The sequence below is a fragment of the Caulobacter segnis genome (assembly GCF_019931575.1).
Classification (GTDB): domain Bacteria; phylum Pseudomonadota; class Alphaproteobacteria; order Caulobacterales; family Caulobacteraceae; genus Caulobacter; species Caulobacter segnis_C.
In genome coordinates this window covers 3,378,409-3,391,146 of the sequence record NZ_CP082923.1, presented here as the reverse complement: position 1 = coordinate 3,391,146, position 12,738 = coordinate 3,378,409, and the positions used below count along the sequence as shown (strand labels likewise).

At 68.1% G+C, this 12,738-nt stretch carries 11 protein-coding genes; 8 read left to right on the top strand and 3 right to left on the bottom strand.

Annotated features, from left to right (window positions below; all coding sequences use genetic code 11):
* Positions 1–6: 6 nt before the first annotated feature.
* On the bottom strand, positions 7–1,059 hold the full coding sequence (locus tag K8940_RS15640; RefSeq protein WP_223390945.1) for a LacI family DNA-binding transcriptional regulator: 1,053 nt from the start codon (positions 1,057–1,059) through the stop codon (positions 7–9).
* A 164-nt stretch (positions 1,060–1,223) separates the two neighbouring features.
* Between K8940_RS15640 and K8940_RS15635 the strand changes: the two genes are divergently transcribed.
* The 3 genes from K8940_RS15635 to K8940_RS15625 all read left to right on the top strand — a co-directional run bounded on the left by K8940_RS15635 (position 1,224) and on the right by K8940_RS15625 (position 4,366).
* Positions 1,224–2,480, top strand: a complete 1,257-nt coding sequence (locus K8940_RS15635) for an MFS transporter (protein ID WP_223390943.1) — start codon at positions 1,224–1,226, stop codon at positions 2,478–2,480.
* Positions 2,481–2,496: 16 nt separating this feature from the next.
* Positions 2,497–3,303: a TrmH family RNA methyltransferase gene (locus K8940_RS15630; RefSeq protein WP_223390942.1), complete on the top strand. Its 807-nt coding sequence runs from the start codon at positions 2,497–2,499 to the stop codon at positions 3,301–3,303.
* A gap of 76 nt (positions 3,304–3,379) precedes the next feature.
* The gene (locus tag K8940_RS15625; RefSeq protein WP_223390941.1) at positions 3,380–4,366 is read left to right on the top strand and encodes an alpha/beta hydrolase; all 987 of its coding nucleotides are present in this window, start codon (positions 3,380–3,382) and stop codon (positions 4,364–4,366) included.
* A gap of 6 nt (positions 4,367–4,372) precedes the next feature.
* Here the strand turns inward: K8940_RS15625 and K8940_RS15620 are convergent, their stop codons facing one another.
* Positions 4,373–5,092, bottom strand: a complete 720-nt coding sequence (locus tag K8940_RS15620; protein WP_223390940.1) for a helix-turn-helix transcriptional regulator — start codon at positions 5,090–5,092, stop codon at positions 4,373–4,375.
* Positions 5,093–5,186: 94 nt separating this feature from the next.
* Here K8940_RS15620 and K8940_RS15615 point away from each other — a divergent pair, with 94 nt between their 5' ends.
* Both K8940_RS15615 and K8940_RS15610 read left to right on the top strand, forming a co-directional pair.
* Positions 5,187–5,915 (top strand): glutathione S-transferase family protein, encoded by a 729-nt coding sequence (locus tag K8940_RS15615; protein ID WP_223390939.1) that lies wholly within the window; start codon positions 5,187–5,189, stop codon positions 5,913–5,915.
* A gap of 324 nt (positions 5,916–6,239) precedes the next feature.
* Complete coding sequence (locus K8940_RS15610; protein WP_223390938.1) at positions 6,240–7,019, top strand: FadR/GntR family transcriptional regulator; 780 nt, start codon at positions 6,240–6,242, stop codon at positions 7,017–7,019.
* A 79-nt stretch (positions 7,020–7,098) separates the two neighbouring features.
* Here K8940_RS15610 and K8940_RS15605 read toward each other — a convergent pair whose 3' ends face one another.
* Complete coding sequence (locus K8940_RS15605) at positions 7,099–9,495, bottom strand: TonB-dependent receptor (RefSeq protein ID WP_223390937.1); 2,397 nt, start codon at positions 9,493–9,495, stop codon at positions 7,099–7,101.
* Positions 9,496–9,837: 342 nt separating this feature from the next.
* On the opposite strand from K8940_RS15605, the gene kduI reads away from it, so the two are divergent.
* Genes kduI through K8940_RS15590 form a run of 3 tightly spaced genes read left to right on the top strand, consistent with a single transcriptional unit; the run spans position 9,838 to position 12,697 of the window.
* Positions 9,838–10,686: a 5-dehydro-4-deoxy-D-glucuronate isomerase gene (kduI, locus tag K8940_RS15600; RefSeq protein WP_223390934.1), complete on the top strand. Its 849-nt coding sequence runs from the start codon at positions 9,838–9,840 to the stop codon at positions 10,684–10,686.
* 27 nt (positions 10,687–10,713) lie between these two features.
* Complete coding sequence (locus K8940_RS15595; RefSeq protein ID WP_223390933.1) at positions 10,714–11,910, top strand: glycoside hydrolase family 105 protein; 1,197 nt, start codon at positions 10,714–10,716, stop codon at positions 11,908–11,910.
* 31 nt (positions 11,911–11,941) lie between these two features.
* The gene (locus K8940_RS15590) at positions 11,942–12,697 is read left to right on the top strand and encodes a FadR/GntR family transcriptional regulator (protein ID WP_223390932.1); all 756 of its coding nucleotides are present in this window, start codon (positions 11,942–11,944) and stop codon (positions 12,695–12,697) included.
* Positions 12,698–12,738: the final 41 nt, after the last annotated feature.

The following is a 12,738-nucleotide window of genomic DNA, read 5'->3' as shown; positions in this document are numbered from 1 at the left end:
GCGGCCCTAATTCGGCGGCGGCGCCGTCGAGGCGCGGTGGATCAGTTCGAAGGGGAGGAGCACGTCGACCGGCCGTTCAGGCGGGTCACTGCTCCTGGCCTGCGCGATCAGCAGCTTGGCCGCCGCCGAGGACATTTCCGCCACCGGCTGGCGCACGGTGGTCAGCTGCGGCCGGCTGAAGCGCGCGCTGGGGCTGTCGTCGAACCCGGCCACCGAGACATCGCCCGGCGTCATCAGGCCCGCCTCGGCGATCGCCGCGATGCAGCCCAGGGCCATGTCGTCGTTGGAGGCGAAGATCGCCGTTGGTCGGTCGGGCAGGGCCAGCAGGGCCTTGGCCTGCTCCAGCCCGGACTGGAAGGTGAAGTCCCCCTGGCGCACCCAGTCGTCGGCCACGGCCAGGCCGCGCGCCTTCATCGCCTCCAGATAGCCTTCGCGCCGCGCCTGGCTGGCGCCGTAGCGCGGCTCGCCGACGATGAAGCCGATGCGCTTGTGGCCGAGATCGGCCAGGTGCTGGGTCATCTCGCGCGCGGCGGCGACGTCGTCCATGTGCACGCGCGGGCCCAGGCCCTCGGCGCGCTCGGGGCCGACGCGGACATAGGGCGTGCCGGCCTTGTCCAGCGTCTCCAGCACGCCGGGATTGTCGGAGGAGGGCGGGGTCAGGATCACGCCGTCCGGCTTCAGGGCGGCCAGGAAGGCGGCCACGTCCTGGCGGACCTTCGGACCGTCGTTGTCGATCAGCTCGATCAACAGGTGATAGCCGGCCTCGCGGCAGACCAGGGTCGCGCCCAGCTGGATGCGGGACAGGTAGTCCGCGCCGCGCTCGCTCTGCCAGTGGTCGATGGTCAGGGCCGCGTCGACGAAGACGGCGACCACGAACGAACGCGAGCCGGCCAGGCTGCGCGCCGACAGGTTGGGGCTGTAGCCGAGCTCGCCGGCGGCCTCCAGGACGCGGTCGCGCATGGCGGGCCGAACGTTCGGCTCCTTGTTCATCACCCGTGACACGGTCTTGATGGAGACGCCCGCCTTCGCGGCGACGTCGTAAATCGTCACCGATGCCATCCGTCCGCCCCGACTTTCTTGTGACTCACGCCCATTTCCTCAGACTAAAGCCAGTCGCTTCCGGAAGGAAACTCCCTGCTTAACCTCACGCCACCCCTTGTGTCGCAAGGGACTGACGGTCAGTGTGACAGCGACGCGGCGCAAAGACCGTGTGGGGAGGTGAGATGGCGCCTGACGACGGAGCGCGGCCAAAGGTGCCGGTGCGCGCGAATTTCATCGCCGCCTACACCCTTGCCCAGATCGGGGCCTTCGTTTCCTTCCAACCCCTGCTGCAGGTCCTGCTGCCCCTGAAGGCAGCGTCGATCGACCATGCCTCGAAGGCGGTGGTCCTGAGCCAGGTGGCCTTCTACGGCGCCATCGTCGCCAGCGTCGCCAACCTGCTGGCGGGGGCGATCAGCGATCGCACCACCTCGCGGTTCGGCCGCCGGCGGCCCTGGATGGTGGTGGGCGCGGTCGGCGCCTCCCTGGCCTATCTGGCGATCATGAACGCCAAGACGCCGCTGGCCCTGATCGGCGGCGTGATCCTGTTCCAGCTGACCTTCAATCTATGCTTCTCGGCCCTGGTGGCGGTGATGCCCGACCGGGTGCCGGACAATCAGAAGGGCATGGTCGCGGCCTTCCTCAGCCTGGGAAATCCTATCGGCACGGCGGTCGGGGCGGTGGTGATCGGCGGCTTCCTGGTCGTCGAGTGGCAGCGCTACGCGACGATCTCGGCCGCCCTGCTGCTCAGCCTGGCGCCGTTCGTCCTGCGCCTGCGTGATCCGCCACTGGCCAAGGCGGACCTGCCGCCGTTCAATCTGAGGGATTTCATCTCGGGCCTGTGGGTCAGTCCGCGCAAGCACCCCGACTTCGCCCTGGCGTGGCTGGGGCGGTTCATGGTGCTGGTCGCCCTGAGCCTGGTGCAGTGCTACATGCTCTACTTCCTCCAGGACGTGATGGACTATCCGAAGCTGTTCCCCGGCCGTCGCGCCGAGGAGGGGCTGGCGTTCCTGACGACCGTCTCGACCATCTCCAACGTCACGCTGGCCATGCTTGGGGGGATGCTGTCGGACCGGCTGCGGCGCCGGAAGCTGTTCGCCTTCGGGGCGGCCGTGGTCCTGGCCGCGTCGATGGTGGTGTTCTCGCTGTCGCCCAGCTGGCCGGTGCTGGTGGCGGCCTATGTGGTGTTCGGCTGCGGGGCGGGGTGCTTCTGCGCCGTCGACATCGCCCTGGTGACCCAAGTGCTGCCCTCGCAGCGCGACGCGGGCAAGGACCTGGGGGTGATCAACCTGGCCAACACGCTGCCCCAGGCCTTGGCGCCGGCCCTGGCCGTCTGGAGCCTGGGACCCAGCCACGAGAACTTCCACGTTTTCTTCCTGATGGCGGCGGGGCTGGCCCTGGCTGGCGGTCTGGCGATCCTGCCGATACGAGGGGTGCGCTAGCCCTTCGGAGTTCCCCTTGCCGCTGTTCCGCGTCGTCACCGACCCCGACGATCCCGCCGTCGCCCCGTTCCGGGCGATCAAGGAGCGCGACCTGGTCGGGCGAGAGGGTCTGTTCATCGCAGAGGGCGAGACGGTCCTGCGGGCCTTCGCCCGCGACGCGCCTGAGCGCGTCGTGTCGCTGCTGATCGATCCCAAGCGGAAGGACAAGCTGGCCGAGGTGTTCGCGGGCCTGCCGGACGAGACGCCGGTGCACTTCGCCGACCAGGCGGTGCTGGACGCCATCGCCGGCTTCCACCTGCATCGCGGCGTGCTGGCGGTAGGCCGCAAGCCCGAGCCCACATCGGCGCGGGATCTGCTGGCCGGATTGCCGGGGAGGGCGGTGGTGCTGGTGCTGTGCGGCGTCGCCAACCACGACAACATTGGCGGCATCTATCGCAACGCCGCCGCCTTCGGGGCCGACGCGGTGATCCTCGACGCCGACTGCTGCGATCCGCTATACCGCAAGGCCATCCGGGTTTCGGTCGGAGCGGTGCTGTCGGTCCCGACGGCGCGGTTGGAGCGGGGTGAGGATATCGCCGACCTGCTGGCGGCGACCGGCTTCGAGGGTCTGGCGCTCAGTCCCTCGGCGACCGAGATCCTGGCCAACCTGAAGCCCGCGCCGCGCACGGCGGTGCTGCTGGGCGCGGAAGGGCCGGGCCTGACGCCCGAGGTCATGGCGCGTGCGCGGACCATCGGCATCCCGATGGCGAACGGCTTCGACTCGCTGAACGTCGCCACGACCAGCGGGATCGTCCTGCACCACCTTCGCTTCGCGGGAAGCTAGGAAACCGGTTTCCAAATCGGCCGAAGCCGCTTTAGGGTCGCGCCAGACAACCAACCCGTCAGAAGGCTTCGATCCCATGCTGAACCGTCGCGGCGCCCTTGCGGCTTTTGTCACCGGCGTCCTGGGATCCCTGGCGGCGCGTAAGGCGGAGGCCGCGGCCGTGGAACAGTCCAAGACCCCTCTAGCGGATCCCACCGAGGTCATCGTCCTCTGGCCGAACGGCGCGCCGGGCGGCGAAGGCGTCACGGCCGAGGAGGCGATCGTCGATCGCACCACGCCGGGCGGCCCGCGCGATCGGGCCCAGGTCCACACCCGCAAGCCGACCCTGGTGGTCTTCCGTCCGAAGACGCCGAACGGCGCGGCGGTGATGCTGATCCCCGGCGGCGGCTACGAGCGCGTGGTGCTGGACAAGGAGGGCTACGAGACGGCCCGCCGGCTGAACGAGAGCGGCTACACCTGTTTCGTGCTATTCTACCGCATGCCCGGCGACGGCTGGGCGGCGGGCGGCGACGCGCCGCTGCAGGACGCCCAGCGCGGCATCCGCCTGATCCGTTCCAAGGCCTCTTCCATGGGCTTCTCGCCCGACCGCGTGGCGATCATGGGCTTCTCGGCCGGGGGGCACCTGGCGGCCAACCTGACCGTCCGCTTCGATGCGCCGACCTATGCGGCGATCGACGCCGTCGACCAGCTGCCGGCCAAGCCGAACCTGTCGGCCCTGATGTATCCGGTGATCAGCACCGACCCGGCCATCGCCCACGCCGGCTCGCGCAAGCAACTGCTGGTCAAGGACGCCTCGCCCGAGCGCGCCTTGGAGCTGTCGCCCGAAAAGCAGGTGAGGGTGGGGCTGTCGCCGGTGATCGTGATCCATGCGGCCGACGACAAGACCGTGCCCGTAGAGAACGCCCTGGTCATGTTCTCGGCCTTGAAGGCCAAGGCTGTGCCGACCGAGATGCATGTCTTCGAGGAAGGCGGCCATGGCTTTGGCCTGCGGTTTACGGCCGACAAGCCCGTGTCGGCCTGGCCCGGCCTGTTCGTGGCCTTCGCCAAGCGCCACGGATTGTAGCGTCCGTCAGCAGGCGGTCTTTTCGCGCAGCTTCCACGCGGCGATCTCGGCGTCGCGGAACTTGACCCACTCGCCGCGCAGCACCGCCGGGCGCTTGCCGTGGCGTTCCTCCAGGAACTCGGCGCCGACGACGCGGTCGGTGCGGAAGGTGCGGAAGGCCTCGCGTAGCTCGCACCAGGCGATGATCATGCGGATGGTCTCGCGGTAGCCGACAGTGACCGGCCAGATCACCCGGTCGCTGACCGTCCCGGCCTCGTCGCTGTAGTTCAGGCGAATCTTGCGGCCGGCGTGGATCCAGGCGCGGACCTGGGCGACGTCGATGCGGTCGGTCTCGGGCTTCCAGGCAGGCGAGGCGCCGATCGCCGGCTCCAGCACATAGGGCCGCAGGCGGTCGGGCACGGCGGCGGCGATCTTGCTGATCAGATCGTTGGCCGCCTTGGCCAGCACCGGATCGCCGCGGCCCGCCACCCATTGCGCGCCCAGCACCGCCGCCTCGATCTCGTCGGGCGTCAGCATCAGGGGCGGCATGTCGAAGCCGGCCTCCAGCACATAGCCCACGCCGGCCTCGCCGCGGATGGGCGCGCGCTGGCCAACCAGGGCGGCGATGTCGCGATAGACACTGCGTTTCGACGTCTCCAGCTCGGCGGCGATGGCGTCGGCCGTCACCGGCGCGCGGCTGCGGCGCAGGATCTGGATGATCTGGAAAAGGCGTTCGGCGCGTCTCATGGCTTCACATATCGGCGATCGCTACTGACAGCATGCTGGCAGTAGCCTGGCGGTAGCAAGTGGTCACCACGACATTCGAGATCGGAGAGGGATGATGATCACGCTGTTCGCCGCCGGAGCCGGGTTCGGGCTGCCCGAGATCAGCCCTTACGTGACCAAGACCGAGGTCCAGCTGATGATGGCGGGCCTCAAATACAAGAAGACCAAGGGGAGCCGCGAGACCGCGCCCAAGGGCCAGCTGCCGTGGATCGAGGACGCCGCCCAGGCGATCGGCGACTCGACCTTCATCCGCGCCCACATCGAGCAGCGGTACGATGTCGACCTTGACATCGGCCTCTCTGGCAAGGAGCGGGCCCAGGCCTGGGCGATCGAGCGGATGGTGGAAAACCAGCTGGGCTGGGTGTCGGCCTATTTCCGGCATCTGGACCCGGCCAACTTCGCCAAGGGCGCCGCCCGGTGGTTTGACCAAGCGCCTGAGCATATGCGCGAGGACCTGCGGCGCGGTTTGCAGGAGGCGATCGCCACGAACGTCCGCGCCGTCGGCGTCGGCCGTCACCTGCGCGAGGAGGTGGTGTGGCTGGGAACCCTGTCGCTGCGAGCGCTGGACGAGCTTCTGGAGGACAAGGCCTATCTGATGCGCGATAGTCATCCGGTTGGCGTCGACGCCACCGCCTTCGCCATGCTGGCGGCGATCATGACGCCTTTCTTCGACTCGCCGTTGCGGCGCGAGGCCGAGCGTTATCCGCGTCTGGTCGACTATGTCGGCCGGATGATGGCCCAGTTCTATCCCGCCCATCCCTGGGGGCTGCGCCAGGCGGCCTAGGTCGGCGTTCTCAAATTGGTCGTACAAATTTGACAATATTGGTCAGGCCATTTTGATTGCACGCCTGGCCAGTTTCGGTAAGGTGCTTGGGCGCGACCGTCGGGAGCTCCACCTCCTCGCGGTCGATCGCTCGTCGACCACAGGCGCTGCTTACCTTGCGCCAACCTCCTCCCGGGGCGGACGACGAAGGCGGCCGGAGTCCTTACCCTCCGGCCGCTCGCCGGTCTTGGTAAGGCCACTTGCGCGCGAACGCTTGTGAGGCGAACGAACCGGCGTTAGTCCTGTGCGACGCGCCGGCTTTGGCGCGCGTCTACGGCGCTCACGATGTCGACCCCTTCGGGCACCCCGTCCACGGACTCCACGCGGCTCTACCAGCAGGTGGCGGCCTCGATCAGCGCGTCGATCGCCAGCGGCGTCTTCCAGCCCGGTCATCGCCTGCCATCCGAACGCGACCTGGCCGACGACTTCGGCGTCAGCCGTCCCACCGTGCGCCGGGCCGTGATCGCCCTGGAGATGCGGGGCCTGCTGGAAGCCCGCCAGGGCTCGGGCGTCTATGTGCGCCTGGACCAGCCGCCGCCGCCGGTGAAGGACCTCGACATCGGGGCGTTCGAGCAGGCCGAGGCCCGCCGTCTGTTCGAGGGCGAGGCCGCCGCCCTGGCCGCCACCCTGATCACCGACGAGGAACTGGCCTATCTCGAGACCCTGGTCACCGAGATGAACAGCGAGGAATCGACCAAGGAGCAGTCCGAACTGGCCGACCGCCAGTTCCACATTTCCATCGCCCAGGCCACGCGCAATGTCGCCGTGGCGCGGATCGTCGAGAACACCTGGGACCTGCGCTACCGCTCGCGCCTATGCATGCAGATGCTGGAAAAGGCCCGGCATGTGCGGAAGCGTCCGCTGAAGGACGAGCACCAGGAGATCGTCGAGGCCCTACGCACCCGTGATCCCAAGGCCGCCCGCGCGGCCATGCAGGCCCACCTGGGCGGCCTGATCGAGAACCTGCTGCTGACCGCCGAACTGGAAGCCATCGAGCGCACGCGCGAGAGTCTGGCGGCCAAGCGCGAGGAGATCGCCCTCCGCGCGGCCAGCGCCGCGAAGTAGCCTTCCGCTCCGCTCAAAAAGAGGGCCGGATCCCGAAGGACCCGGCCGCGCAGGGGGAGCTCTGTAAGGGGAGGAGCCTCTAGAAGTTCACGTCGAGACGCGCCCCGAAGTAGCGGAAGGCGTCGCGGCCCGGGAACCAGGTGCGGCCCTGGGCCGTCGGGATGGCCGGGTTGCTGTAGCCCGACGTCCCGTTGCCCAGGCCCTGGGCGTAGCGCTTGTCGAACAGGTTGTTGGCGAAGGCCGAGACCGTGTAGCGGCCCTCGCGGTCGGTGACGCCGACCTTCAGGTCCACGATGCCGTACGACTTCTGGATCGTGCGCGGATCCTGGCTGAGCGAGAAGTTGACGTCATCTTGCCAGCGATAGGTCGCGCCGACGAAGCCCTTGAAGGGCATACCGGGCAGCTCGATGTCGTACTGGCCGCCAATGTTGAACTTGAACTTCGGGGTGTTGTTCAGGCGCTTGCCAGCCAGGTTCTGCACGCGGCCGTTGGTGGTCGGGGTGCGGTAGCACTCGCCCGGCTTGCCGACATAGCCCGCCGGCTGCAGCGGCAGGTCGGCGGTGGCCGGCTGGCTGTTGTTGCAGGGACCGTTGGGGAAATCGACGACCGTGGCGTCGGTATAGGCGAAGGCGCCGTTCAGGCGCAGGTTCGACGTGATCCGCGCCACGGCGTCCAGCTCGACGCCCTGGGTGCGCAACTGGCCGACGCTGTTCAGGAAGGTCAGGAACGTGCCGTCCGGCAGGAACGAGGTGACCGAGGTCTGGAAGCCCTTGTAGTCGGCCCGGAACACGGTGGCGTTGAAGTAGACCCGGCGGTTCAGCAGGCTGCTCTTGAAGCCCACCTCGTAGTTCTTGGCCGTCTCGGGCGGCACCGGCATCTGCGCTGCGATCCGGGCGTCAAAGGTGCTGACGAGGTCGTAGGCCTGGCCCTTGTAGCCGGTCGAGAAGGTCGCGAACGTCATGATGTCCGGCGTGACCTTGTACTGCGCGCCGATCTTGCCGGTGAAGGCGTCGTCCTCGTCCGACTTGCCGAACAGCTGGTGCGTGGTGGCAGCGCCGGGGACCGTGCTGGCGAAGATCGTCTTGTCGAACTTGTAGCTGATCTTCTGGCGGTTCAGGCGGCCGCCGCCGGTCAGGCTGAGCCTATCGGTGATGTCCCAGGTGGCGTTGGCGTAGGCCGAGTAGTTCTCGTTGGTGCTTTCGGCCAGGTAGCGGGCCAGTTGCAGCACCGGGCCGCGGTTCAGATAGCGGTCCAGGTCGTTCTTGGCGTACCAGAGGCCGGCCACGTAGCGGAAGCGCGTGTCGCCAGGCGAGGTCAGGCGGAACTCCTGGGTCCAGCTGTCGGCGTGGAAGTAGCCGTCGATATGGGCGCCGCTGTTGACGCCCGACGGACTGGCGACCGGGAAGCCCAGCAGGAACGGTTGGTCGGTGCCGTCGATGTCCTGGAAGTCGATCATCTTCCAGCGATCGTGCGCGGTGATCGACGACAGGGTGTGGCCCTTCAGGATCGAGCCGTCGCCGAAGTCGTAGTCGATGCGCGCGGTTGTGCCGAAGACGTCCGAATTGCCGCCGCCGATCCGGTCGTCGGCCCGGACGAAGTGGTTGTTCTTGTCGAAGGTGATGCCGCGCAGGGTCAGGGTAGCCGGGAAGGCCGGCGCACCCTGATAGAACAGGCCCGGCGTCAGCTCGGTGATCGCGCTGGCGCAGCAGCTCGAAACATTGTGGTTGTAGCGCGGGGCCAGGCTGAGGGTCAGGTTCTCGGTCGGCGTCCAGACCAGCTTGGCGGTAGCGGTGAAGCCGGCGCTGCCGTTGACGTTCTTGCCGGTGGTCAGGTTCTTGAGGTTGCCGTCATAGTCGCTCCTGGCGACGGTCAGGCGCATCAGCAGGTCGTCCTTGATCGGGCCCGACACGGTGAAACCGGCGCGCTTCTCGCTGTCGTCGGTGACCAGGATCATGCCCTTGCCGGAGAATTCCTTGGTCGGGGCCGCGGTGGCGATGTTGAGCACGCCGGCGATGGCGCTCTTGCCGAACAGCGTGCTCTGCGGGCCGCGCAGGACTTCGACGCGCTCGACGTCGATCAGGTCCTTGAACGCGGCCGCCTGGAAGCCGACCGGCACGTCGTCGATAACCACCGCCACGTCGGACTCGACGGCGATGCCGTTCGAGAAGGTGCCGATGCCGCGCATGTTGATGCTGAAGTTGCCGGGCTGGCTGCCGTAGTTGATCACCAAGCCCGGCGACAGCTTCACCAGGTCGCCCAGTTCGCGGACGTTGTTGCGCTCCAGCACGTCGGCGGTGACGGCGGTCACCGACACCGGCACGTCCTGGAGGCGCTCGGCGCGCTTGGTGGAGGTGACGATGATCTCCTCCAGCTGGGCTGAGTCGGTGGTCGAGGTCTGGGCCAGGGCCGCGCCGGGCGCGGCCGCGAGCACGGCGGCCGCCGAGGAGGCGAGCAGCCAGAATCGAAGGTTGGTCATCCCTTTTGTTTCCCGCGCTATGTCCGCCAGTTCGTTGCTGGCGTTGAATTGGTATATCCAACTGATGACTCTTGGTCTGGCCAGTTGTCAAGTAGCGCCGTTATCTTGACTGTTATGGCCTGGGTGATTGAATTTATTGGCCTATCGCGAAGGGAATGGTTCTTGCGACCGTTGGTGACAACGTTGGACAGGTGGTCAGTATGCGTTCGGGCTTTACGGCGTTGGGTTCGGATTGGTAATGTCAGTTTAGCAACCACACACGAACGGGGACTGGATGCGCACTGGTAAGCGACCGCCGATGGGCTCGGCGGGCGGCGATCGATCGCCTCGCGGCGACGGCCGATGAGCGTCCAGATGGATTACCGCGAGAGCACCGACCGAGCCGGCATGAGCCGCATGACGGTGCGCGAACTGCGCGACACCTTCGTCATCGACAGTCTGTTCCGTCCTGGCGAGCTGGGCCTGAGCTACCTGGAGATCGAGCGGGCGGTGGTCGGTTCGGCCACGCCCACCGACACGCTCCTGACCCTGCCGACCCATCGGGAGCTGGCCTCGCGCTTCTTCTGCGAGCGGCGTGAGGTCGGGGTGATCAACATCGGCGGTCCGGGGGGGATCACCCTGGACGGCGAGCGCTTCGAGATGGCGCGCCGCGACAGCCTCTATATCGGCAGGGGCGTCGAGGCGGTCACCTTCGAAAGCGACGACGCGGCCGACCCGGCCAAGTACTATTTCGTCAGCTATCCGGCCCACGTCGCCCATCCCAGCAAGCGGGTGCGGCGCGACGAGGCGCGCACGATCCAGGCGGGCGATGCTTCGACGGCCAACCGCCGGGTGATCCGCCAGAGCATCCGTCCCGGCATCGTCGAGACCTGCCAGCTGGTGATGGGCTTCACCGAGCTGGAGTCCGGCAACGTCTGGAACACCATGCCGCCGCACACCCATCGCCGGCGAAGCGAAATCTACATGTATTTCGACGCCGGCCCCGGCCGGGTCATGCACTTGATGGGCGAGCCGTCCGAGCCGCGTGCGGTGTTCATGGACGAGGGCGAGGCGGTGTTCTCGCCCAGCTGGTCGATCCACAGCGGCGTCGGCACCGCCAGCTACAGCTTCATCTGGTCCATGGGCGGGGAGAACCTCGAGTTCGACGACATGGACGTCCTGGCCGTCTCCGACCTCGGCCCGGGCGCATAAGAAAAAGAACGGGGAGAAAACGCTCAGATGACCTTCAAGACCCTGCTGAAGGCCGCGGCGGCCGTCGCCATCCTGGCCGGAACCGCCGCGCCGGCCCTGGCGGCGCAAAAGCCCGCCGTTGTCGGCGTTCCGAGTTCGGCCGTCGACGCCGCTGGCCGCAAGGTCGCGGCCTGGCAGCTGGCCCATATGGACAACTTCGACTACGTGCCGGTCACGGCGTTTCGCAAGGACACCGAGGCGCCGCGCGACTGGATCCAGGCGGCGTTCTATATCGGTCTCTACACCTTCGCCGACGCGACCCGGGATCCGTACCTGACCAGCGCGATCCTGAAGCATGGCGAGGCCGAGCAGTGGGGCTTCGACCACCGTCCGCGCCATGCCGACGCCGACGCCACCGGCGCGGTCTGGGTCTGGGCGGCGGGCCGCACCAAGGATCCCGGCAAGCTGACGCCCATCCGCGCTCGGTTCGACGCGGTGCTGGCTGATCCGTCCGAGGTCTCGCTGGACTTCGAACCCAAGCCGGCCAAGGGCGATCCCTACTGCCAGGTCCGCTGGTGCTGGAGCGACGCCATCTTCATGGCCCCGCCGGCCTGGGTGGCGTTGAGCAAGGTCAGCGGCGACAAGCGCTACCTGGCTCATGCCGACAGCGAGTTCTGGGCGACCCACGACTATCTGTTCGACAAGGCCGACCACCTCTATTTCCGCGACAGCCGCTTCATCAAGCGGCGCGGCGACAACGGTCACAAGATCTTCTGGGGCCGTGGCAACGGCTGGGCCTTCGCCGGGATCGCGCGGATCCTGCAGGACCTGCCCGCCAACGATCCCAGTCGCCCGAGGTACGAGGCCGTCTTCAAGCAGATGGCCGCCAAGATCGTGACCCTGCAGGGCGAGGAGGGCTACTGGCCCGTCTCGCTGCTGGAGCCGCAGAAGACGCCGGAGACCAGCGGCACGGGCTTCTTCGTCTACGGCCTGGCCTGGGGCGTGAACCACGGCCTGCTGCCGCGCGCCAAGTACGGTCCGGCGATCGACAAGGGCTGGAAGGCGCTGGAAGGGGCCCTTGAGCCGGACGGCCGCCTGGGCTGGGTGCAGCGCGTCGGCGTGGCGCCCGACCAGGTGGGCCGCGACGACACCCAGCTGTATGGCGTGGGCGCGTTCCTGCTGGCCGCCAGCGAGGTTCGGGCGCTTGCTCAGGGCTCGGCTTCCCAAGGTCAGGCCAAGCGTTAGAATAGCGACGCAGAATCCACAGCGAGGCTCGATGCGCGGCGCGCCCGACCCCCAGAAGCTCTACCAGCAGGTCGCCCGTTCGATCGCGGCCTCGATCGCCGAGGGCCGCTATGGTCCCGGCGACCGCCTGCCGTCCGAGCGGGGGCTGGCCGACTCGTTCGGCGTCAGCCGGCCGACCATCCGCGACGCGATGATCGCCCTGGAGTTCCAAGGCCTGGTCGAGGCCCGTCAGGGCTCGGGCGTCTACGTCACCGCGCGGGGCAAGCCCGAGGACGACGTGACCGAGGCAGAGGTCAGCGCGCTGGAGCTGACCGAGGCCCGCCGCCTGTTCGAGGGCGAAGCCTGCGCCCTGGCCGCCGCCGCCGTCAGCGACGAGCAGGTCATGGCCCTGGAGCGCATCGCCCGCGAACTGGCCGGTCTGGCCGCCACCGAGGAGGGCGAGCGGCTGGAGCACGACTTCCACCTGGCCGTGGCCCATGCGACGCGCAACGCCGCCATCGTCGCGGCGGTCGAGGAGATCTGGACGCTGCGTCGGCAGTTTCCCGAATGCGGCCACCAGCTGCGCCGGGTGCGGCTGGCCGCGCCGGAGGCCTTCGCCGAGGACCATCATCGCATCGTCGCCACCTTGCGTGACCGCGATCCCAAGGAAGCGCGCCGGGTGATCCATGATCACCTGAACCGTACGGTCGAGGCCTTGCTGGCGACGGCCGAGCGCGACGCCCTGGAACGCACGCGCCAGGAGATGGCCGAACGGCGCGACGAATTGCTGCGCCGTACCGCCATCTGACGTTGTTTCAGGGGGCTTTCGCCCTGGCGCGATAATTAGCC